Genomic DNA, 24,114 nt, shown 5'->3' with positions numbered 1-24,114 from the left:
TAAGCGACTTCAGTTCACAGAGATGGGTTTTGTGATTTTCCGGGTTTGTACAGAGGTTATCTACAATTGGTATTCCATCACTCACGGGAAACTCCTTATTCAAATTATTATGTTCATCCACCTACGACCTATCCTGTAGGCTATCTTATCTCAAACACGATTCAAACACTCAACGACAGCAACTCTATCAAATATTTCGCCGCCCAGATGTCAGAAAACAATTATTTTTTCGTAACATCTGGGAACACTTTTGACTTGTCTTCTCGTTTACTGATAAGGATTCAACGAACTGCTGGCAACGTAAAACCTCTCTGCAAACTTGGCAAGCCAGATGTTTCCATGAACCGGTACAATAAATGGGTGCGCAGGTAATTCTGCCTTTTCCCAACACAGGCAGACCTTTTCTGCCAACTGACACCGCAATAGGGTAATTGCTTCAAATGTAAGAGAAATATTGCCAATCGCCTGGGGATGAACTAGGATGGCCACCATCGACACTTTACATATGCCAGCAGTGCAAATACGAGGGAAAACCAACCATGGATACTCAACCAGGAAAATGTCCCATCTGCGATAAAGAAATAGAGAACAATGTGCTCTACCGATGCTGTCGCTGCTTTAAAAAATATTGCACCAGTTGCGAGGGATCTGAATCAGGAAAAATATGTCCGCATTGCGGCATGAGCGCCCGCCTTGTACTTGACCAGGGATATTCCGGGAAAACAGCAGCATAAGAATTGTTGCTTCCTCCCTTCGAGACAGGAAAACAGCCACCTGATCCGATACTGAAGTGCTATATTTATCTTCCCGGCGCGCTACACTCCATACTATAAAGCGATCTTACACCAGGTAGCGGTGTCCTTCTTTGACCAGCTCAAACGGGCTGTTCTCTAAAAAAGCGGTGTGATAGCCAAGAACTTTGCCAGAAACAGCCTTCTGCAATAACTCTACCTGTTTCCAATGGCTGTGTACACTGTTTGGATTATCAAATTCGATCTCATGAAAAACAAGATCGCAGGGAGCAAACCAGCTGGCTGTCAGCTCTTCTCTGTTTAAAACAGCATTGATAGCCTCATCATACTTCGTATCTCCTGAGTAACCAAAACATCTGCCAGCAGCAGATATCCTCAGACCAACAGTTCCATACGGCAGGATATGGTGATTCCAGCGGCTTTCTATCTGCACCGGACCAAGACTGATTGGAGTTCCCGGAATCAAAAGCTGAACGTTCACAAGGTCTTGTATATCCGGAAACAACGGGGAGTAAAGGTCAACAAGGATTCGAAACACACTGTCTGCAACCAACAGGTTGAGCCGTCTCCCTTTTTTTCGGGCACGTTGTAGGCATGCTGTAAGGCCCTGAACATGGTCTTCGTGATTATGGGTGAAGAGAAAATGGGTAATGTCGTCCCAATGAATATTATGTCGAGCCAGGGTGTGTGCTGGATAGCCACAGGGATCAATCCAGATGACATACTGACCAAAACGAATCAGACTGTTGGCCACCGTCCCACTGAAACCATTCCCACAACCGACAGGGGTTATCTCCAGACCATCCCTCGCCATCCTGTCTCGGGGGATGGTTCCGAGCAGGGATTCAATATCATCGTCTGAGTTGGTGGATGGAATTAAGGCCCGTTTGTCGTAAACACCCTTCCCCTCATCAGTGATGAGGATATTATCTTTGTCGCACCGTACTTCCACCGCTCCTTTTTTATATTGAGGTTCGGCAGGTCTTGGCCCAAACCAGTTACCGAGCCAATTTTTCCTGACTATTGCGAGACGTTTATCATCGAAAAAGTAGGGGAAGATGCGGTCCAGATGGTGGTGGAGCTGATCCAGGTTATTTCTTTGCCCAACATATTCTTTACAAAGACCACCTCGAATCTGCGCCTGCCAGAGAATAAACTCCTCACCGGTTCGATTGTCTCCTGCGAGAGACACTTCCCAGTCCGGCACCACAACAATCTCCTCACGAAAACCATGTTCCTCCAGAAACTTTGCAATATCAGGCATACTGCCGACACGTACCGTACCTTGACTCGTCGTAACGAGGTCGACATACAGCCCACAATACCCTATTCGCTGAACCCGTTCTGTAAGAGTTGTTAATCGACTGCGACTCATTCATACATCCCATGAAAAAATGTATATGTTTACATTTTTAGTTATATTAGCCCATTCAAATTACGACATATCGATGATGCCATAAAGAAATAATAATTTATTTTTAACGCTATATTAATAATTAAATTCAAAATCAACAAAATTATTGACACGATACAAACTCCACTGTTATAGAAATGTAAGCGTTTACATGTGGAGGAGTTCAGTGAGTACTATTCTTGATGTTGCACGACTTGCAGGGGTATCGACGGCTACGGTGTCAAGGGTCATCAATATGCCCGAATCCGTGCGCGAAAATACCAGAAACAAAGTCCTTCAGGCAATGGAGAAGTGCAGCTACAAATATAACTCCCTCGCCCGTGGCTTCGTCACCAAGCGCTCAAATACAATCGGTCTGATCATTCCGAACATCAACAATCCTGTTTTCGCAGAATCCACCATGGGCGTCCAGGAACACGCCGATAAAAAAAATACCAGGGTCATACTCGGCAACTCCTACTACAAGTATTCCCAGGAAGAAAACCTGGTAAAAGTACTGCGCGAAAGTCAGATCGACGGCCTCATCATCACCACCACCAACCTCAAGGGTAATGTCCTTAAAAACCTGGTTGATGAGAAATTTCCATTCGTCCTCCTCTTTAGTACAGTCAAGGGCGGCCCATTTTCAGCCGTTGGTATCGACAACTACAAGGGCGGCTATCTGGCCACCGAACATTTGGTAAATCTGGGCCATAAGCGTATAGGCATGGTCGCAGGTAATTTTTCCATGACTGACAGGAGCTACCATCGCTGGCACGGCTACAAGGGCTGCCTCAGAGACAGTGGGCTTACGTACAGCAAAGAACTTCTTGTCCAGACAGACTATTCCCTGTCAGGTGGGGAAGCCTCCATAAAAAAATTACTCTGCCTGCCCTCTCCTCCCACCGCAGTTTTCTGCTCAAATGATTATATAGCGCTGGGGGCACTTAAAGGGGCAAGGGACATGGGACTTACGCTGCCCGCTGATTTATCCATCGTCGGTTTTGATGATATGCAAACGGCCTCGTATATGGTGCCAGCACTCACAACGGTCCACCAGCCCGCCTATGAAATGGGTCGTCGTGCAGCGGAAGTGCTTTTTCAGCTGATAGAAAGCCCTGGCAAACCGCTGCAGGACATGATGGAAACGAACCTGATTGTACGGGAATCGACGACCGCGATCCCTCACACAAGCAGTCATCAAAGCAGGATCAACAAGAATCAATAACAGGTGGCCGTAAATGTTGCGGCAACCATAACGAAAAGACAAATCACTTTTACAAGGAGAGCATTATGACCATCAAAAAAACTCTTTCCGTCCTTTGTGCAGGTTTGCTCCTGTCTTTGGGCACCCAGAGTATGGCCGCCCAGAGCGAAGACTTCAAATTGACGTTGAAACTGAGCCACGTGTTCAGCCCAGCCGAACAGTTGACCAAGTCAATGGATGCTGTAGCAGCGTCTATTCTGGAAAAAACGGGTGGAGCTATCACCATCCAGACCTTTCCACAGGCACAGCTGCCTGCGTACAAGGAAGGTGTTGAGCAGGTCGTCCGTGGTGCCAACTTTATCTCGGTTGAAGATCCATCTTTCATAGGTGACTATGTTCCCGATTTCAAAGCACTCTACGCACCAATGCTGTATCGCAGTTTTGATGAATATGTTAAACTTACCCAAACCCAGCTCGTAGCTGATATGAAGGCCAAGGCTGAAGCTCAGGGCATCAAGATTCTCGCCCTTGATTATATCTATGGCTTCAGAAATCTCATTACCCAGAAAGTCATCACCACCCCTGATGATTTAAAAGGTATGAAGATCAGAACCCCTGGTTCTAAATCCTACATCGACACCCTGACTGCCATGGGTGCGGTTGCTACTCCACTGCCATGGGGTGAAACCCTGTCTGCTGTGCAGCAGGGCGTTGTGGATGGGCTTGAAGGTTCTGAGTTCACCAACATCGGCACCAAAGTGTATGAAGGCCCAACTAAGAATGTTGCCAATACTCACCACATCCTCGGCACCTGTGGTGTCTATATCTCCACCAAGGTCTGGGATTCAATTCCTGCAGAATATCAGGCAATTATTCAAGATGAATTCTCCAAAGGCGCAAACGACATGGTTGAGCTTCTCAAATCTCAGCACGGCGGCGTTGTGAAAGAACTTGAGTCCTACGGGGTGAAGTTCAACGATGTTGATGGCGACGCCTTCCGCAGCGCTCTGGCCCCACTGTACATTGAGCAGCCAGGTATGACTCCAGGCGTTTTCAAAACGATCTTCTCAGAGCTTGACAGCATGAGATAAAATGATTCAATGGTGCACGGAACCAACGAGTTTCCGTGCACCTCCTGTGTGAGCAATGTCTACTACAACTAAACAACATTTCTGTAATCTCGACCTGTACCTCAGCGGTTTTTTCCTCTGCATCACAGTGGCTGTCGTCATCGTCAATGTAACACTGCGCTACGCTTTTCATGGCGGCTTATTCTGGGCTGAGGAAGTGTCTACCGCCTCCTTTATCTGGAGTGTCTTTATCGGTTCCGCTGCCGCCTACCGCTATAAAATGCATATTGGTATCGATTTCATTACCCGTTTTGGGCCGCCATCATTACGCACGCTCATTGCGGTGATAATAGATGGTCTTATGCTGGGCATTAACGGCTATATCGTCTATCTCAGTTACCAATTTATTCAGGCCAACAGCTTAAAACGGACTCCTGTTCTGGATATTCCTGCAATATATGTCAATTCAGCCTTAAGCGTCGGTTTTACCCTCATCACCCTGTACGCACTGAATTTTCTTTATCAGGACCTCCGTAAACTCTTTGGTTTGCAAAAAAGTTAACAATAAGAAAAAGTCATAATCATTCACACCCTGCCAAAAGGTGTGGCAACCCCTCGAAAACAAAGCTATGTCAACTTTTCCCATAATTATCGTAATGGTGCTCTACTTCACCAGTATTCCAATAGCTTTTGCTCTTTTGGCAGCGACCCTTGCCTATTTCACCTTTGGTGATGCGGGAACGCCTCCAGATCTTATCCTGCAGAAGTTTATCACTTCTGCTTCCTCGTTTCCGCTTCTGGCTGTACCATTTTTTATAATGGCGGGCGAAATCATGAACTACTCCGGGATAAGTTCAAATCTCATGAAAATGGCCGACGTACTCACAGGCCATCTGCGGGGAGGACTGGCCCAGGTCAATGTCCTGCTCTCAACCCTGATGGGTGGTATCTCAGGCTCGGCCAATGCCGATGCGGCCATGCAATCGAAGATTCTGGTCCCTCAGATGACGCAACGGGGGTATAGCGCTGCCTTTTCAACGGCTATCACTGCAGCATCTTCAGCCATCGCCCCGGTTATTCCACCTGGTATCAACCTTATCATCTACGCTCTGATTGCCCAGGTATCGGTGGCAAAAATGTTCATCGGTGGTTATACGCCTGGAATTCTTATGTGTTGCGCCCTGATGCTCACCGTCCATCTCATCGCCGCCAAGAGAAACTACCAGCCATCACGGGACAAAAGAGCACCGGCAAAAGAAATTTTCAAACAATTAAAAGAGTCGATCTGGGGCCTGCTCCTGCCTTTTGGCATTATCTTTGGTATTCGTTTTGGCATATTCACTCCCACAGAAGCCGGCGCTATGGCTGTACTTTTCTGTATCATTATCGGGGTCTTTTTCTATAAAGAGCTGAAGTGGAAACACGTTCCCATAATCCTGAAAAATACCGTGCTTGCAACAAGCTCAGTCATGTTGATCATTATTGCCGCATCTGTCTTTGGCCAATACATGAGCTGGGAACGGATCCCTCACCTGCTGACCAAGAGTATCCTGGCTATTTCGGACTCTCCATGGATCATCCTGATGGTGATCAATGTCCTGCTTCTGGTGCTTGGGATGTTCCTTGAGGGTGGGGCTCTTTTGATTATCGTTGCACCTCTTCTGGTGCCACTTGTCAAAGCCATGAACATTGACCTTATCCACTTTGGCCTGATCATGATTGTCAATATTATGATCGGCGGAATAACACCGCCATTTGGTTCTATGATGTTCACCACCTGCTCGATAACAGGGGTGAGGGTCGGAGAGTTTGTTCTCGAAATATGGCCATTCATTGTTGCATTGCTTCTGGTGCTCCTCGTGGTTACCTATATGCCTGGAGTCGTAATGTTTTTACCTAATATCCTGTAAATTCGGAGAATTAAATGCTACTCATCGGACATCGTGGATGCCACTATCCCGGATACAATCAAAATACCATTCGCGCTTTTGCAAAAGTTACAGACGAAGGCGTTCCTGCCATTGAATTTGATGTACAGTTATGTGCTGACGGACAACTGGTTGTAATCCATAACCTCAACCTCGAAGAAGTCTCAACGGGAAAGGGTGAAGTCTCCAGCACTGACTCAAAGACCCTGAAAAGCCTTTACGCCGGGGATACAGCACAAGGCCATGACCGTATCCCTTTTTTAACTGAGGTTCTGGATTTTTTTGCTTCGCAGGCAGCAGAAACCAGACCTGCAATCCATCTTGAACTCAAGGGTGAGAATACTGGGAAAAAAACCGGAGAACTCATTAACGACTATGTCACATCCGCAAAGCTTCTCCATGCTGATTTTTTGATAAGTTCCTTTAACTGGGAGGAGCTTAACAAGATCCGCAGCGTCTGCCCGACCATTCAAATAGCTCTACTGGATGGTGCCATACGCCGCAGAGAACTCCTTCAACAGGCAGGACCAGAGGCTGAATGCTATTTCGAACGTGTCTTTGCCTATGGGCGTGAACAGTATATGATTCCCCACTACTCCAATCTTGCCGAAAACCTTCAACTTCTCGACCGTGAATGCCCAGACTCCCGGGTCCGTTCATTTCTGGCCGATGAGATTGAGCGGTGTCTGACCGGTCAGTACTATACCGATGAACTGCTGGATACGGCCTGCGAAATGAAAGCGGTGTCTGTAAATCTCTGGTATCGTACAGTTACATCTCAGTTTGTTGATAAGGCCCACCAAAAAGGTCTAAAGGTACTGCTTTATACGGTGAATTCTCCAGACGAGCTGCGGGAGGTTGTTGAAATGGGCGTGGATGGCGTCTTCACCGATTACTATAGTGATTCTGTACGCTTACTTGAAGGACAAATGATCTAAGGAGTGTGGCAAAACAATTATTAATCCGATAGCATAGCCAGATGGTACGTCTTACTAGAACTCAGTGTCGCAGGCAATCTGCCTCATGTTCAAGGATCAATGATCTTTTCACTTTCTAAGTTGCTGCCAGCTAAACTGTTGTAGCTCACACTTATTTCAGCCATGATATTACTGAAACCAGCCAGAAGATACTCATAAAAAGCCCCAAGTTTAGCTAAGGTATTGATTGGCATTATTGTATAGATACTCAACGCACCAAAACTCAAAGTAGAATTATTGAGAAGAATTGCGCCATAAGGCTTTATGCAATATGGCGCAATGAACACGGAATACGTAAAAAACCTTTCCACACCAATTTTTCTATTTATAAAATATCGTCCTACATTCCAAGAATAACATAAAACCAGAATATTTCTGTTTTCCGGAATAGGTTTCGGCTGTCAGTAATAGTTATTTTAAGTTAGCATATATAAAATCTCTATTGCTTCATTTCATTTTATGTCGTTGAAAAATGTTCCCCCACTAGTCCCTGAAATTAACTACAAAAACAAGGAAATAGAATTTCCCCTTACATCCTAAGAAAACATTAATTGTCTTCTGGCATGTTTCATGCTTTTGATAAAGTTGTTTTGTGGCCTAACTCGAATTGGTTGGACAACCTGCAAACTTATATTGTTGTCCCAAACAGGTTCTATCGATAACTGGGGAAAGAAACTGTGGAAGTTTCCGGACAAAACCAAATGGGCATTGATAACAGCAAAGATGTGCTCACCAATCAAGACAAAGCAAGCTCTGAATTGCATCTTGTCAAACGGCAACTCAAAAAAGTTCTCGAAGAACATGGTCAGGCCATCCTCCGGTTAAAAGAAAGTGAACAGAAATTTAAAACCGTCGCCGATTATACCTATCACTGGGAATACTGGTTAAGCCCCGAAACTAAACTGCTCTATAATTCTCCATCTTGTGAAAGGCTGACGGGGTACTGCCCCAAAGATTTCTTTAACAATCCCGAGCTTTTTTTATCGATTGTTCATCCTGACGACAGACCCATGTTTGCAGCGCACAGGGAATGCAGTTGCAATACTTCCGAGGCGACCAGCCATATAGAGTTTAGAATTATGCCCTCAACCGGTTCCCTGCGGTGGATTGCTCACAGTTGTCAGCCTGTATATAACTCTGAAGGGCACTTTTTGGGGAGAAGAGCGAGCAACAGAGATATTACCACACAAAAACGAAATGCTGAACTCGTCAGGGAAAGCGAAGAACGTTTACGCCTTGCGCTCGAAGCGTCGTCAGATGGAGTATGGGATAAAAATCTGTTATCGGATGAAGAATATTTTGGTGACAATTGGCATCACATTCTTGGCTATACAAAACAGGATGTAAAACAGGACATGCTTTCCTGGCACAAGTTGCTCCATCCTGACGATAACCTCAAGTATATCAGAGCAATAGAAGCACATCTTGAAGGACTGACGAGAAGATATGAAGTTGAAGTTCGACTTCGCAATAGGTCAGGCGGTTGGCAATGGTTCCTTTCCCGCGGAAAAGTTGTGGAAAGAAGTGGTACAGGTCAACCACTTCGAATAGTCGGAACCCATACAGAAATCACAAAAAATAAAGAAAATGAATTGGAACTGCAGGCTATAAAAGACACTCTTGAAGACAATGTTGCAAAAAAGACGAATGAAATACAAGATGTGCATGTCGCCTTGAAAGTTCTGCTGAAAAAAATGGGCAAAGACAAATACAAAATTGAACAAACCATAGCAGAGAAAATCGAAAAATATATAGTCCCCTACCTGGAGAAACTCCAACAATCCCGATTGAGTGTTCAACAAAGAATAGTGCTTGATACACTCACCGCAAATCTACAAGACTTAACAGCTCAAATTACCCCGGCAGGCTCCAGCCTGATGAACAAGCTTACACCGACCGAGTTTCAGGTTGCCAACTTTGTAAAACATGGCAAAAGTACCAAGGAGATAGCGGAGGTCATGCATCTCTCACCTGGTACTATCAGTATCCATCGAAAGAGTATCAGGAAAAAACTCGGTATTTCACAGCAAGGAATAAATCTCCAAGTATATCTCAGCTCCTTTTCCTGAAAAGCTCAACTCCATTTTTGTCCTGTTCCATCCATCCAGAGTCAGTGTTATAGTCAACATGACTGTCATACCCACTTTCTTCATTTGTCCCGCATTCTGGATATATACATCTCCCATAATGGATACACAACCTATCCACTCTATACCGTTTTATACCCCATTGATTAATCCATTATATCAGTAAAAATAGGTAGAAGGGGTGGCAGACTGTTACCCGAGGCAAAACCTCTCTTTCGTTTAATAAATTTACGAGGGAAGTCTTTGGCTGCAAGTGATTATTGGCCTGTAACAGTTTTCCAAAAAGTGTTCAATGACGAACGTTCATTAACAAAAGGAGGAAAGGATATGGCAAAATTACGGCTATTGGCTATTGGCTTTATCACTCTGCTGCTATGCAGTGGCAGTGCCCTTGCCAGTGAGGGCTACGGTCCGGGCAGGATTGGCCTGAAGATTTTTGCAGGCAGGGACCATGCTGATGTTGGAGATGGCGGCATCTGGAACTCCCGCGACAAACTCCATATTCAGCTGGACCCGGCAGACGGCTGGCGAATAACAGCATACCACATTGACCTCGGTGGCGGAGAAGACTATACACCGCCTTTAACCCCTACAGGTAATCCCAAGATAGGACACTTTGCTTATAAGGACACTTTTTCGACTCCTTATACCAATGAAGTCAATCTTGATGATCATATCTTTCGTCGAACCCTGGTTCTTAACCTGGAAGAAGATCTTGGTTTTCACTGGGGTACACCGTGGGCTGATTTGCGCACACAAGGGGTGGCAATCTTTCTTTCCCTGGTAAAAATTGACGATCAGGGCAAAGTGCTTGCCGAAACCGGGGCCTGGGCCGTACCCGAGTTGATCGTCTGGTCTGACGAACCTGAAGCGGAAGCAATAGAGGATCTCATCACGGACGAAGTTGTTGCTGATACAGATGGTGAGGTTATATCCGACGAGGTACTTACCATAAAGTGGGTTGGTAAGGGCAACAAGGTTGCAAAGGTTCAACATCAGAAAGCAAAGAAGTCCTGGGTTGTCGAAGAAACAGAGGAAGTGGTCTCCTTTGATGGAGGCCGCTGGGGATACTGGTTCCGTTATGAAATGGCCCATCCAGAGAGAGGCCATTTTATAGATTCGCCGGTGGCAGGTCTCTCAGTGCAGACACCAACATACGAAGGCATAACCGGTGAAGATGCCGCCTTTGATTATTTCCCAGGGGAGTCGGTTGATATTTCCATTGGTTCCATGTATCTGGGTTCTGCTCTTGCAGATCACAAGATATCCCCTCTGGATATCTTTCCGATCTCTGACACAGAGGACAGCGACGTCCTCAACATGGCCCGTCTGCTACAAAGTCTGGATGCTGACGGCGATCCTAAGGGTGGGATAAATATCACTCCAGAGGTAGTGGCCGCATTTGAGCAAACCATGAACGATCAGAATCTGACCGAGATTGATTTTACAAATGAAGAACAGGTACAGGGAATAATCATTCAAACCGCAATTAATGCTGAACCTGTACAACTCACGTTGCAATCTGTCGAAGATGCCAAGGCACATCTCGAAGACACTCTCAACAACTCGATGTTCCGCAAAAACATCTCCAAAACACCGGAACTGGCAAGTGCAAAGGCCAAGATGAACACCGCAACCGTCTGGCTGCCAGCGATGAAGGCTGATGGTACACCCGCTACAATAGAATATACTGATGAAGACGGAAATGTCCTTCCTTACCCTGATGTCAACTATCCCAATGGTAAACCTTATGACGGCACTCAGGCCCAGCCACTCATCGTCACCTATACGGATGCAGATCCCATAACAGGTGAGCATGACGTCTATGCGGCGGTCTCAAGAGATGACGGAGCAACCTGGAAGCGCAAGAATCTATCACGTACGGCCGATCGCTCTTCTTTCACGACTGCCGATGGTCAACCATATTACGGCGGCTGCAAAAAACCGGTTTTCCAGGTGAAAGGGAATAAAATTCTCGTAGCCTGGTCAAGCAAATATGCACGCGGGGGAAAGCCTGGTTATGTAGAATCAGAGTTTTTGACTGAACAATTGTATGACGCAGATAGTAATGCGATCAATGAAGAAGCTGAAGACGAGTATGGTGTCAATATTGTTGATGAAAATGGTCTACCACTTTACACTAACCCATCCTTCGTCGGTAATGATATCTGGGGCGTGGCCGGACCGCAACGCTCACATGATTACACGGAAGATGGCTATACCGATGCCGACGAGACGCCTTTTTCCGCACTCGATGTGCCTCATTCCGCATTGTGGGTCTGTCGTGGAATAATTGCCACTCAAACTGATGTAAATGCTGGAGTAGGTGATTTTGTCGGTGATATTGTCTGGTTCAAACCCGAGCGGCTCACCAGCGGTCGTAGAGACGTCAACCAGATTTTCGTTGGTGCGGCTGGAAGCGCCGGGTTTGCCATGGTCTGGCAGGAAGATCCCAATGGCGTGAAGCCCGGCAAAGCAATCGGTCCCGGACCGGGTTGGGGCGGCGCCACAACGAGCCATAAGACCGACATCTGGTACAGTTACCTTGCATGGGGGGACCATACCAAGGTTGATACGAACTTTGTTCCCGGCAGCGATGTCGAGCATAACGCAGACGTGGATACGGATGAAGAATGGGTGTCAAACCGGCCCAAGGCCCTGGTGCCCATGTCCCTGCCAGTGCGCATGACAGACAATGATGTTGTCAATACAGATAATATTATGGTCGCACTGGATGAGACCACCGGATTTCCTACCACTGACAATCCGGATAATCCTTTAGGGTATGCGCCGGAGATGAATGATGACGCCCAGTCTGATGTTGCCGATGGTACCCATGCCTATGCGTACATGATCCCCGGATTGATCGATGTCGATAACGCCAGTGGCGCACCTAATGATACTGAGAACCCTATCAACCAAAATGGATTTTACCAGTTTGAAAACTATCAGGATGCAACCAAATATGTTGCTATTACCGAAGACGGCCGTCTGCTCGATGGCGACACCGGTGCGTCACGTGGCAACGTCTTCCTGCAACCGTACGCTTATACCAAAGCGGATAATTCGATCGGCATCAGTGCCTGGGCAATTATCACCTACGAGGAAACCAAGGGCGCTGGCGCCGGACCTCCGGAAGATGTCGGAACCGGTGAACAGCCGGAAGACGGAAGCGGAGAAGGTAACGACGCATATCTGCCTGAAGAGGGCAAGAATGTGATCTACCACAGTTTCGATTTCAAGACCCCGGATCTGGTTTCTGCCGGTCGTATCGTTAACCGTCCTGAGTTTGATGATGTAGACGAAGATAATTATATCGACTCAGGGGAACTTGTTTATCTTGTGGACGAAGAAGGGGGGCAAATTCTGGACTATTTAGGACGTCCCCAGCTGGCATACGAGAACGCCCGGCGCGGCCGTTTCATCCCGCAGGGAATTGGCGCATTCGGTGCGAGTGGCACTGCCCAGTTAATGGTCCATAAGCAAGGTCCCGAGGGATCAGGCCGTCCTTCGGATATCCTGCTGCGACGGTGGGTTATTCCTGCTGGTGCTAAGAAGGTTAGTTTCAAGAACACGAGTGGCGCGACTGTCGGTTTGAGCATCAAGGCTTCCGATGACAAGTTTATTAACCCCTACAGCGTCTACTGTCTGCTCGGTGATTGGGTTGTGGATGAAGAAAGTGGCCAGGGTTACTACGCCGACGGTGTCCAGAATATGAGTTCGGTGACTCCAAGGGTCACGACTGCCAGCCAGGGTGAGCCAGAGCAGGACGACCCCTGGGGGGCCGTCAAGGTTGTCGAGTGGGATCAGACCGAGGCTAACCTGAACGACCCGACCGGTAATAAGGAAGATTATGACGGCACCTGGGAGAAAGGTAACCCCTTCGACGATGCCCGCGCCCACCGCGGCGCCATCCGTGGCGACTTTGTCACGATGGGATTTAGCTACACCGCGAACTGGGCCGCTGCCAGAAATGGTAACGATAACTACAACTTCTACATTCGTCGGTCATTTGATGGTGGTCAGACCTGGATAACCGATCCTGACGGAAACGGAGTCGAGCACTGTCGAACCTGGACGTACCCGAGCGGTACGGAAAGTGCTGGTGCCAAGATTGAAGAGTGCACACCCTACGCTGCTGGTGAGTTTGAAGCAATGCGCAACCTGTCGCAACTCCCGAACCACAAGGAGTCGGTAATCGAGCCGCGTATTGTAGCCGTCCCAGGCACGATCAAGTCCGGTGGCAAATGGACAGGTATCCCTGAAGACCAGCAGGATGCAAATGTTTTCTATGTTGCCTATGGAACATCTACCAACCCCAAAAAGGATCCTGAAACCGGAGAGCAGGAGGAACCGGTCCCACAGGATCTCTTCTGGAGTGTCTCAGTTGACAGGGGTGAGAGCTATTACGAGGAAACCTGGGTTAAGCACGGTGGTGAACTTACCGCCAATACAGATCCAGAAAACATCAAAACCGGCTGGCCATGGATGGCGAAAGGCGATCAGGAGCAGGGTGAAGTTCAACTGCGCATGACACCGGACGGCTCACGGTTCTATGCCAGCTGGCTGGATGAAGGAGAGGAAGGCAGTGATATCGTATTCCGCCGAATCATGCCTTCTGTATTCCTGGAAGATGCTGCAGTGACAGTGGATAGCACCGATTCAACGTTAGTGACGGTAGAAGCAGGTTCAGATGCTGATTCCGACACTGGCGATTCCGGCGGCGGTGACGAAGACTAATCACAACGATTAGTGCCTGAAGGGACGGCCTGGAGAGGTTTCCAGGCCGTCCAATCCTGCGAGTAAAACCTTGTTTACCTTGAGGTTTAAGCTATGTCACAGAAAAAGGTTCAAAGAGATTACGCTGATATTCTGGCGCGAGTATTCAGGCCCAGGACATTGGGAGAAGAGGATGCTTCGTTGAACACGCTTCTTGATGAACTGCCGGTATGTTTCTGGATGCACGATGAAAACTATACAATAGTGTATGCGAATCGGGCCGTTGAAGAAAAATTTGGCCCCAGCGCCAATCGTAGATGCTACGAATATTTTATGGGAGAAAACGGTATCTGCAGTTGTTGCCAATCCAAAAAGGTTTTAGCCAGCGGACTCGATGCAATGTGTACACACTGCAAGCGCTGCAATGACGCCCTTGACCTTAATATCTACCATATACCCCTTGTTACTGAAGACGGAAATAATTTCATTATAAAATCAAATATGCACGTTCAAGATATCAGTATTCTGTACAATAAACGATAACCAAAGAAAGCTGAGGCTTCCGTTCGTTTCATATCTAAGTCAATCGCCCCCAACCTTTAATAAACTCCGCCTGCGCTCAGAATCTTGCCAATCAATCGTGGTTTTCAGTCTTAGTTTGTAAAAACATGGTTTTTCAGCCATACACCAGAGAGCCCGTCCCACACTATAGCCCGAAAAAAAACAACTGTCTTCTATTACACCCATTAATTTTCAATCACTGCTACACTGAATAAATGTAGAGCGCTAAGGCATATTTATGATCTATTATACTATACATTTAATACAAGATGGTTCTTTTAGTATCGGGGATTAAGGTTTATGATAGTTCAGCTACGTGAATCACGTTAGGAAACCCTTTAGTCCCGTTTAGCCCAACTTTTTGAAGGGGTAAACACTCGTCTCCATAGAATAAAGCAAGAGGAGCTGCAATGACGACATATACGATCCATCCAATTGTTGTGGGTACAAAGGTGTTTGACAAAAGCATGATGACCTACCAGCACGGAGCGGGAGAGACGTATACCATCCCTATCTATTGTTGGTATATCAAAGGCGGAAACCAGAATATCCTCGTTGATACCGGTGAGATCTGCCCCATCCAGTCCGAAGCCAGGCAAAAATCAATTGGTGGAAAAATCTATACTTTTGAAGAGGGGTTGGCCCGATTCGGCCTTACTCCGGATGCCATAGATATCGTCATCCACACCCACCTGCATAATGATCATTGTGAAAATGATTATAAATGCACCAATGCGAAGGTTTATGTTCATGAGCTTGAACTCAAACGTATCCACAATCCGCATCCGCTGGATTTTCGCTATCTGGAGGACTATATCCTGGAAGTTGAAGAAAATGACCAGCTTCAGATCATGAAAGAAGACACTCAGGTCGTACCCGGGATTCGTTGTGTACATACACCGGTGCATACCGATGGCGGGATGAGTGTTGTTATTGATACCCAAAAAGGCAAGGCGGTGATCACCGGCTTTTGCGTGATCCAGGAAAACTTTGAGCCCCCCAAAGAAGTCCGGGCCATGGAGATGGATGTGATTCCTCCGGGCACTCTGGTCAACTCCTTTGAGGCCTACGATATCATGCTGCAAATCAAAGCGATGGCTGACATCCTTCTACCCCTGCATGAACCGGCATTTGCCTCGGTTGAGTCTATCCCTTGAGCCATTTGTCTTTGCAAGCCTTTATATTTGCTTAAGTGAGATAGCCCGCAAGCCAAGGTAGAACAAAACCAGGGCTACCTAAGGTATAGACTCCGGCTTCCGCGACCACCTCTCTACACAAGAGATCTCCCTCGATGATTTATGCAAAACAGCATGACTTTGGACCTGTAAAAGGCTTTGAGGTCGGTATTGCCCCACTGGGAACCCCAATAAAGTCGGTTTATCTTTACCAGATAGGCTCCATTCTAATAGACACCGGCCCCCATCACCTGCGTACCAAGGTGAGTGCAATGCTCGGCGGCACCAGGATTACTTCAATTCTCCTGACCCACCACCATGAGGACCATAGCGGCAACGCTGCCCTACTGAAAAAGCAATTCAGCACATCGGCATATCTGCATCCATACGGAATATCAAAACTCTACAAAGGATTTAATATCCTGCCCTATCAACACATTCTGTTTGGCAAGGCCCCACTCTTTCTGGCAGAGATCTTTCCCGCAGCAATAGAAAATGAAAACCTCACTCTTACCGCTCTACACACTCCGGGTCACAGCAAGGATCATACGGTTTTCCATGCAAAAAAAGAAGGTTGGCTCTTTTCTGGGGACCTTTATGTCGGCGAAAAGATACAGTTCTTCAGGATTGACGAAGACATCACACAGCAGATAGAATCTTTGCGGAAAATCGCAGCGTTAGATTTTGACAAACTGTTCTGTTCGCACCGCCCCTGCATGGAAGATGGTCGTACCCGTATACAACGAAAACTCGATTATCTCATACGTTTTAACCAGCAGGTTCTCGAACTCCATAACAAAGGAATGGACGAAAAAGAGATTATATGTAGGCTGCGGATAAAAAATGATCTGCCAGTCAAACTCTTCACTATGGGGAATGCCTGCTTTGCCCATATGATCAGATCATCGCTCAACTCCCTTCAAAGCATTACAAAATGAACTCTCTTTCGATATTTAATTCAATCAAGAAGAACCCTACAATTACATTGTCCTCACACTCTGATACTAGCCACTAATTGTTTCAGTGTTTTTGCTATCTGTTCAAGTTGATATGCGTTTTTATGTACATTTGCACCTACGGTTTGCATCTCACGAGTGCTCTCGCTTACTTTTGCTATATCACTTGCTATCTCCTGAGAAACGATTGAACTTTGCGCAACATTATCATTTACCTCACTGATACCAGTGGAAGCCTGATGAACATTCTCTGCGATTTCTTTGGTTGTCGCAGTTTGTTCTTTCACTGCTGTTGCAATGGTTGCCACAATTTGATCTACCTTGCTGATAACATTACTTATTCCGTTTATTTCACTAACTGTTATACCGGTTGCTTCCTGGATTCCATTAATTTTGGTTTTGATATCCATAGTAGCTTCAGCGGTCTGCTTTGCAAGATCTTTAATCTCATTCGCTACAACGGCAAAGCCCTTGCCTGCCTCACCGGCTCGTGCCGCCTCTATGGTAGCATTAAGGGCAAGAAGATTAATTTGTTCAGAAATTTCAGTAATCGTTTCTGTTACCTTATTTATTTCTTTTGCAGCCTTACCAAGCTCATCTACCCTATGGGAAGCAGTTTGAGATTGATCGACCGCCTGAGAAGTAATATCAATAGCCTTGTTTGAGTTTTCTGCTATCTCATTAATAGTAGCTGTCATTTCATCCACAGCAGAGGCCACAGTGGTGACATTCACTGAAGCTTGTCCCATTGCGGCAGCAACAGTATTTTGATTGCTACTCATTTCCTCCGCAGCTGAGGCCACCTGACTCGAACGGTCCACAGTTTTCTCGAATTCAGATGCCATTTGGCTGGAGACAGTCGTCAAATTTACGGAGAGCTCATCCAGCGTGTGTGTCTGGTTGGACACATCAGTCATGGCATACTCGAGCTTTCCTATAAACTGATCAAAGGAACGAGAGACTTCTCCCAGCTCGTCTTTAACGTCACTACTGATCCGCTGGGTAAAATCGCCGTCCATGCATAACTTGAGCAGCTGTACCAGAGAATTGATGGAATTTGAAATCCCACGAATAATAGAAACAGAAAAGATCAGCATTAGAACCAATATGATTCCCGAAATTGTCAAAATCCACAGTGTCAATTGTTTGATTTTTTCAGTAAAGAAATCACTTGTCGTGGCTTTGTATGTGTCAATATTATCTAAATAAATACCGGTACCTATCCAATATTCTGTACCGGAAATCATTGTAGCATAACCCAGTTTCAGGATTTGCCCTATCCCAGGTTTATTCCAGGTGAAATAGGTAAATCCTCCACCATTCTCGGCAACTTTTTTCAGCTCTCTTATAGGATACACACCATTTTCATCTTTGAGATCTGCCAGATCTTTTCCCTCCAGATTTGCAGAGATAGGATGAACACGATTGACTGTTCCTTGATAAACAAAATAATAACCGGAATCATCTGCTTCAAATCGAATATCTTTGATTGACGACCGTATAACGTCAATTTTTTGCTGTTCATTTTCAAGAGGTTTTAGGATTGCAGAAAGGGATTCCGCCATACTCTGCGTCGCAGTCTGAAGTCTCTGTTTTTGGTTTTCAAGCACAGTGTTCCCCAGCTGCTCAGTTACATCTATTTTGATTTTATTTACTTCATATAAGGTAAATATAGTGAATAATCCGGCAAAAATAACCATCGCTGCTATGATTCCATAAAGCTTGAGCTTGATTGTCAAATTGTTAAACATTCCCAAAATTCCTTTTTATATTGTGTTAATCTGTTCATGAAAAATAGAATTATCAGGAAATAGCTTAATGAAGTCAAGACATTAATAACCATCGAACTCTGGCTATGGGAGGTGAAAAACGTTTCGGCAATGCCTGCAAACACTCAACATGCTGATTTAGCGAGATAAAACAGATCAGTCCGGCTTTTGCAAACGTAAGGTTGAGGCAGGTAAAATTTGGGTAAGGTTCGAATTCGTATCATGCCCCTCACATCTGACTCAGAGAGCAAAGAGAAGACACAACGGATATTTCATTGGAATTGTTCGAAAATGAAGAAACTGCACATTCAAGATAACTGAAGATAATATCAACATGAAGAGAGATAATGACTTTACCCTCCTGAGTATATTGACCGGAATATGATCTGTAATCTTGCAGAGCAAATATTTGGCTTACTCTCAGCGGAAAACAGTAATGCAGACAAGCAAACGATGTAGGATTTGAAATTTATTCTGATGTAACTGGCGGGGGGAAAATTGGATTATTGCATTAAGGAATCGGCAATCAGATATTTGACGACCCGCTAATCTCTATGGCTGATTAGCTAAAAGTCATTTTTTCGACATGTTTCTTGATCGGCAAACTTTAAAGTTCCCCTTCCAAGGGAAAGCCACAGAAAATGACTTTCCCTATATTATTAAAAGAATAGTAAAATTTTTGGACCCCTTTAGTTTCATCGAGTCCTATATTTATTTAACAGATCGCACCAGACGTCCGAAACCACCCGGAATAGTCCCTGATGACCAGAATGCACGGCCCTGTTTAAAGTCAACAAACCAGTATCCACCGGGTTTCCTCTGATTATCGACAAAGATAAACGGTTGTTCTTTGGAGAAACAGGGGTTGAGATAAACACCCTTATCATTTTTCAATGGTTCCAGAAGAGACATAGCCTCTTCCATCGTCGGCAGTCTCCAGTCCGCGTGACCACCAAACTGGTTCTTGTTTGTCTCAACGATCTGCCTGTGTACATGTCGAATTGATCCGATATCAATACCACCCGACTGCCACATCAGATTGGTACGTAAATCAACAACAACCTCATCATCTGCTGTGGAGACCAAGGCGTTATCAAATCGCCCAGAAGGATTCAGCTCTCGATCAAAGAAATTCCATTTTTTAATAAGAGGGACAATGTCATCATCATTGATAACTGCCGAGTCAGATGGCAGTGCAACGACCTCACCACTATAGTTTGAACAACCCATATCAGGAAGCTGGGCTCCCATATCCTCGACATGCTCTTCTACAACTTCCGGTATCACAAGTTTTGATTCCCCTTTATCGAGGACATTGTCAATGAGCCATTGTTTAATTTTGTCATTTATTGCATAACTCTTCTCAAAGATTGAGGACGTACCCTGCCCCTTCACACAATCCTGAATGATTTCTAAGGGCGCCTTGATCTCGGCCATTATTCTAGCATGTTTAACAGCTCTTTCCATGAGGCACAGCTTTGGAACATCCCCCCAGTTGTCCACAAAAAAGTAATAAACGCACTCGTCATTATTGCGTACTCTTTCACGTCCACCCCAGGATTCGAAAGTTCCAAATGCCAAAGCAGGATCCATTTCCCAGTCAATCGGGCTGATAATTTGATCTCCAACCGTTACTTTATGGAACATTCCCATATAAACCTCCGCTTCTTCAGATTAAGTCTGTTTTGACTTTTCCCAGTGATACCTTACTATATCTCTTGGTTTAATATACTGCACACTTCACCGGAACAGATAAAACTACATTGTGGTAGTTACAATAATTATTATCATTCACATGAGCAACCAAAAGCGTAAAAATGTTCAAAGAGGCTACTCTTTGCCTAGAGGTACCACTTCCCTGAAAGAAGGTATTAACTTCTCACTCTTTGCAAGAAATGCAACAGCTGTGACTCTGGTTATTGAATACCAGACCCCAAACCAAACAAAGGCAAAAAACCTTTACATCCCACTGGATCCGCAGGAAAATCGTACCGGTGACATGTGGCATATCCTGCTACAGACCAACAATCGACCATTCACTTACGGTTATCAGATAAGCCATAGCAGTAAAAAGACAAAACCAACCGACACCATCCTGGTAGATCCTTATGCCCAGTCACTCCTCCCACGACGTTGGGGGCAAACGGCAACCTATGGCAGCAGGACCTGTTGTAAAATTGAAGAAGACAATTTCGACTGGCAGGACGACAGGCCATTAAAGATACCACTGTCCGATACCATTATTTACGAACTGCACCTGAGAGGCTTTACCCGCAACCCGAACTCCGGAGTGAAAGCACCGGGCACCTACCTCGGTCTCATAGAAAAGATCCCCTACCTGAAAAAGCTTGGCATTACTGCCGTGGAACTCATGCCTATCACCGAGTTCGATGAAAACGATGTTATTTTCGTTAACCCAGAAACAGGTAAACCTCTGCAGAATTACTGGGGCTATAGCCCGGTCTCCTTTTTTGCCATCAAATCCGGCTATGCCTACGACCCGGATCTTGCTGTAACAGAATTTAAAACCATGGTGAAAGAATTGCACAGGGCTGGAATCGAGGTCTTTCTTGACATGGTCTACAACCACACCGCGGAGGGTGGTTATGATGGCACCACGAGCAGCTTTCGTGGTATAGATAATTCCATTTATTACCTGCTTGGAAAGGACGGGGCTTACCATAATTTTTCCGGTTGTGGCAACACCTTTAACTGCAACCACCCGGTTGTTCGTGATCTTATAAAAGAGTCACTGCAATACTGGGTGACTGAAATGCATGTTGACGGCTTTCGCTTTGACCTTGCCTCCATCCTTGGCCGCGATCAACAGGGCAATGTCCTCTCCAACCCACCAATGATTGAAATCATTGGTGAAGATCCGGTGCTTCGTGACACAAAGATGATTGCCGAAGCCTGGGATGCTGCAGGTCTTTACCAGGTAGGCAGTTTCTCTACAGATTCCCGCTGGGCCGAGTGGAACGGTCGTTTCAGAGATGATGTGCGGGCGTTTATGCTCGGAAAAGAAAAAACAGTGTCCCATCTGGCCACACGGATTGCCGGCAGTTCCGACCTCTATGAAACCAGCGGCAGAAGTCCGCTCTGCTCAATTAATTTCGTTACCAGTCATGACGGTTTCACCCTTTACGACCTGGTCAGTTACAATGAAAAACACAACCTGCCCAATGGAGAGGGTAACAAGGACGGTGACAACCATAATCTCAGCTGGAATTGCGGGCAAGAAGGTCCAACAAACGATCCCAATATCATCCGGCTCAGACTCCGTAAAACAAAGACCTTTGCCGTTCTGCTCCTTCTCTCCCAAGGTGTCCCGATGCTCCTTGCAGGAGATGAGTTTGGCCGAACCCAACACGGTAATAACAATGCCTGGTGCCAGGACAATGAAACAAGCTGGATTGACTGGTCTCTTCTTGAGAAAAACCGTGAGCTTTTCGGTTTTTATAAAAATTGCATCAAACTACGTCAAAGCTATAAAATTTTTCGCCTTGAAAGGTTTTTCCTCCCCGATACAGATAATAGCGGGGTCCACTATACTACATCAATTCGCTGGCAATACCTTGAACCTGGGGTGCAAAACTGGCTGGATGACTGCCATGGACTGGCCTTTCATCTTTACGGGGAAGACGGGGACGGATCGGTGGAATTTTTTATCATGGTAAACAATGGTTCAGATCAACTCTCGTTCCTGCCGCCCGTCACGGAAAACCAACAAAAATACTGGTACACCCTTATAGACACATCTAAGCCATCTCCAAATGATTTTCTTGAAATACCCAGGATAGTGCCTCTTCTGCCAAACAAAAAAATACCAGTGAAGCCCTTTAGCTGCGTGGTACTTCAAGGAAAATAGCTAAAACTACTAATATTACAGATATTTTACCCTCAAAACCATAAATCCTTTGGTAGAAAAAGTATCCTGTGCTAGTGTACAATGCTCATCTTTACCCCACGATAACACTGGGTCGATTTGCTTTATCTCATGAAGACAGATAGACTGCAACTGTAGGTTAAGACTATAGGTGTTGAAGCACTGAGCCTCTATTATGTATAAGCCAGCAAAGGGCAGAAGGATTAATAAGATGTATCATACAACAGGAACGTACTGGAAATGACTCAGGTGTTGTTGCTCGGAGATTCACTCGTTGCATCCCACAACTGGCAGAGACGGCTGAACTCCTGCCAGGTGACCAACCTCGGTATTCCCGGAGTCATGACTTCGGATGTCTACGCATCCCTTGATCAGGTGAAACAGGACCAGCCTCAGGCCGACCTCATCATGCTCATGGTAGGAACGAATGATATTCTGACCGGCAATTTCGAGTTTATTCATACTCTGCGAAAAATCTGTGTAAAGCTCTGTCATAACTACCCTGCAGCAGAAATACTTATCACCTCTATTTTCCCCATTTTTCTCCCCCATCTCCCCTACAACACCATCTCAAGTCTCAACTGTCATATCGAGGCGCTGACCATGCAGACAGGTTGCTGTTTTCTCGATATTCACAGCCGACTGGTGAACTCAGCGGATCCAATCTTTCAGGAAGATGGTGTCCATGTAACCGATGAAACCTACGAAATTTGGTCACGTTCTTTACTTGAACATATTGCCTTTCTTATTGAAGATGACTAAGTTCCTCAATCGTAAGTAAAATAACCATTTTTTCATACTCAGAGGCCCTATCATGTACTCAAGATTTGCAACTGTCTTTTTTTCCGCAATTTTCACTTTTTTATTTTCCCTTTCTCCTCAATCGGGCATCGCCATGCCAGGCTTATCAGCCCAGTCAGGCGGTGATACCATCTCGGGAACGATTAAAGAAACAATGAATGCCTCCGGATACACCTACATGCTGGTTAGCTCAGCGGGCATTGACAGCTGGGTTGCCATTCCAGAAACTCCAGTGGAAAAAGGTGCAGAAATCCAGTACTACCAGGGTATGGAAATGAAAGATTTCAACTCCAAAACCTTAAACCGTACCTTCCCCTCAATTATCTTCAGTTCAGGTTTAGCTCAGGCATCTGATAAACAGGTAGAACCAGAGACTGTTGCGACCAAGGAAGATGACTCTTTTGCCTCGGTGGTAAAAGCCGAAAAATCAGCCCCGGCTACCGCCACCATAAATGAAGCCCAATCCTCGGGGGGCAGTGCAGGAGCTATCGTTCCTCTCGCCGAGATTTCGGTTGAAAAGGCTACAGGGGCTAACAGTTACACGGTATCAGAACTTTTTAACCAGGCAAACGAACTCACAGGGAAAAAAATACAGGTCCAGGGCAAAGTAATGAAAGTCAGTCCGGCAATCATGGGAAAAAACTGGATTCACATTCAGGATGGCACAGGCGACCCCATGAAAAACACCCATGACCTCGTGGTGACCACTCATGAGACCATAGAACCTGATACCATTGTAACCTTTGAGGGAGTCATTACCGCGAACAAGGATTTCGGTGCGGGATATAAGTATGACGCCATCGTCGAAGAAGCGACTGTCATCAAATAAAAGA

General features: G+C 45.8%; 18 protein-coding genes. 14 read left to right on the top strand and 4 right to left on the bottom strand.

From position 1 onward, the window contains the following. Window positions 1-539: 539 nt before the first annotated feature. Window positions 540-734 carry a hypothetical protein gene (locus FCL48_RS14570; RefSeq protein WP_136873019.1) on the top strand — a complete coding sequence of 65 codons (195 nt, stop codon included), beginning with the start codon at window positions 540-542 and terminating at the stop codon, window positions 732-734. A 106-nt stretch (window positions 735-840) separates the two neighbouring features. Here FCL48_RS14570 and FCL48_RS14565 read toward each other — a convergent pair whose 3' ends face one another. Then, the gene (locus tag FCL48_RS14565; protein WP_136873018.1) at window positions 841-2,127 is read right to left on the bottom strand and encodes an MBL fold metallo-hydrolase; all 1,287 of its coding nucleotides are present in this window, start codon (window positions 2,125-2,127) and stop codon (window positions 841-843) included. A gap of 205 nt (window positions 2,128-2,332) precedes the next feature. Here FCL48_RS14565 and FCL48_RS14560 point away from each other — a divergent pair, with 205 nt between their 5' ends. The 5 genes from FCL48_RS14560 to FCL48_RS14540 all read left to right on the top strand — a co-directional run bounded on the left by FCL48_RS14560 (window position 2,333) and on the right by FCL48_RS14540 (window position 7,288). Continuing rightward, window positions 2,333-3,373, top strand: coding sequence for a LacI family DNA-binding transcriptional regulator (locus tag FCL48_RS14560; protein ID WP_169309233.1), 1,041 nt, complete (start codon window positions 2,333-2,335; stop codon window positions 3,371-3,373). 65 nt (window positions 3,374-3,438) lie between these two features. After that, on the top strand, window positions 3,439-4,443 hold the full coding sequence (locus FCL48_RS14555) for a C4-dicarboxylate TRAP transporter substrate-binding protein (RefSeq protein WP_205747724.1): 1,005 nt from the start codon (window positions 3,439-3,441) through the stop codon (window positions 4,441-4,443). A gap of 55 nt (window positions 4,444-4,498) precedes the next feature. Further along, window positions 4,499-4,984 carry a TRAP transporter small permease gene (locus tag FCL48_RS14550; RefSeq protein ID WP_136873016.1) on the top strand — a complete coding sequence of 162 codons (486 nt, stop codon included), beginning with the start codon at window positions 4,499-4,501 and terminating at the stop codon, window positions 4,982-4,984. Window positions 4,985-5,051: 67 nt separating this feature from the next. Next, window positions 5,052-6,332, top strand: a complete 1,281-nt coding sequence (locus tag FCL48_RS14545) for a TRAP transporter large permease (RefSeq protein ID WP_136873015.1) — start codon at window positions 5,052-5,054, stop codon at window positions 6,330-6,332. 14 nt (window positions 6,333-6,346) lie between these two features. Then, complete coding sequence (locus FCL48_RS14540) at window positions 6,347-7,288, top strand: glycerophosphodiester phosphodiesterase family protein (protein WP_136873014.1); 942 nt, start codon at window positions 6,347-6,349, stop codon at window positions 7,286-7,288. An 89-nt stretch (window positions 7,289-7,377) separates the two neighbouring features. Here FCL48_RS14540 and FCL48_RS14535 read toward each other — a convergent pair whose 3' ends face one another. Continuing rightward, window positions 7,378-7,638: a hypothetical protein gene (locus tag FCL48_RS14535; RefSeq protein ID WP_136873013.1), complete on the bottom strand. Its 261-nt coding sequence runs from the start codon at window positions 7,636-7,638 to the stop codon at window positions 7,378-7,380. 390 nt (window positions 7,639-8,028) lie between these two features. Here FCL48_RS14535 and FCL48_RS14530 point away from each other — a divergent pair, with 390 nt between their 5' ends. From FCL48_RS14530 to FCL48_RS14510, 5 genes are all read left to right on the top strand, one after another. Next, window positions 8,029-9,396, top strand: coding sequence for a PAS domain-containing protein (locus tag FCL48_RS14530; RefSeq protein ID WP_136873012.1), 1,368 nt, complete (start codon window positions 8,029-8,031; stop codon window positions 9,394-9,396). Between the two features lie 345 nt (window positions 9,397-9,741). After that, window positions 9,742-14,154, top strand: a complete 4,413-nt coding sequence (locus FCL48_RS14525; protein ID WP_136873011.1) for a choice-of-anchor O protein — start codon at window positions 9,742-9,744, stop codon at window positions 14,152-14,154. Window positions 14,155-14,247: 93 nt separating this feature from the next. Continuing rightward, window positions 14,248-14,676, top strand: a complete 429-nt coding sequence (locus FCL48_RS14520) for a hypothetical protein (protein WP_136873010.1) — start codon at window positions 14,248-14,250, stop codon at window positions 14,674-14,676. Between the two features lie 428 nt (window positions 14,677-15,104). Then, window positions 15,105-15,851 carry an N-acyl homoserine lactonase family protein gene (locus FCL48_RS14515; RefSeq protein WP_136873009.1) on the top strand — a complete coding sequence of 249 codons (747 nt, stop codon included), beginning with the start codon at window positions 15,105-15,107 and terminating at the stop codon, window positions 15,849-15,851. Window positions 15,852-15,985: 134 nt separating this feature from the next. Then, a complete protein-coding gene (locus tag FCL48_RS14510; RefSeq protein ID WP_136873008.1) occupies window positions 15,986-16,807 on the top strand; it encodes an MBL fold metallo-hydrolase in 822 nt (273 codons plus the stop codon). 53 nt (window positions 16,808-16,860) lie between these two features. Here the strand turns inward: FCL48_RS14510 and FCL48_RS14505 are convergent, their stop codons facing one another. Further along, window positions 16,861-18,576 (bottom strand): methyl-accepting chemotaxis protein, encoded by a 1,716-nt coding sequence (locus FCL48_RS14505; protein WP_136873007.1) that lies wholly within the window; start codon window positions 18,574-18,576, stop codon window positions 16,861-16,863. 729 nt (window positions 18,577-19,305) lie between these two features. Then, on the bottom strand, window positions 19,306-20,247 hold the full coding sequence (locus FCL48_RS14500) for a DUF1566 domain-containing protein (RefSeq protein ID WP_136873006.1): 942 nt from the start codon (window positions 20,245-20,247) through the stop codon (window positions 19,306-19,308). 184 nt (window positions 20,248-20,431) lie between these two features. On the opposite strand from FCL48_RS14500, the gene FCL48_RS14495 reads away from it, so the two are divergent. The 3 genes from FCL48_RS14495 to FCL48_RS14485 all read left to right on the top strand — a co-directional run bounded on the left by FCL48_RS14495 (window position 20,432) and on the right by FCL48_RS14485 (window position 24,110). After that, entirely contained in the window at window positions 20,432-22,462 is a 2,031-nt protein-coding gene (locus tag FCL48_RS14495) for a glycogen-debranching protein (RefSeq protein WP_240744853.1), read from the top strand. A 258-nt stretch (window positions 22,463-22,720) separates the two neighbouring features. Beyond that, complete coding sequence (locus FCL48_RS14490) at window positions 22,721-23,242, top strand: GDSL-type esterase/lipase family protein (protein ID WP_136873005.1); 522 nt, start codon at window positions 22,721-22,723, stop codon at window positions 23,240-23,242. A gap of 52 nt (window positions 23,243-23,294) precedes the next feature. Beyond that, window positions 23,295-24,110 carry a DNA-binding protein gene (locus tag FCL48_RS14485; protein WP_136873004.1) on the top strand — a complete coding sequence of 272 codons (816 nt, stop codon included), beginning with the start codon at window positions 23,295-23,297 and terminating at the stop codon, window positions 24,108-24,110. Window positions 24,111-24,114 lie beyond the last annotated feature (4 nt).

Source organism: Desulforhopalus sp. IMCC35007 (genome assembly GCF_005116575.1).
Classification (GTDB): Bacteria; Desulfobacterota; Desulfobulbia; order Desulfobulbales; family Desulfocapsaceae; genus Desulforhopalus_A.
Note: the sequence above shows the minus strand (reverse complement) of the source record. Positions and strands in the feature narration are given on the sequence as shown.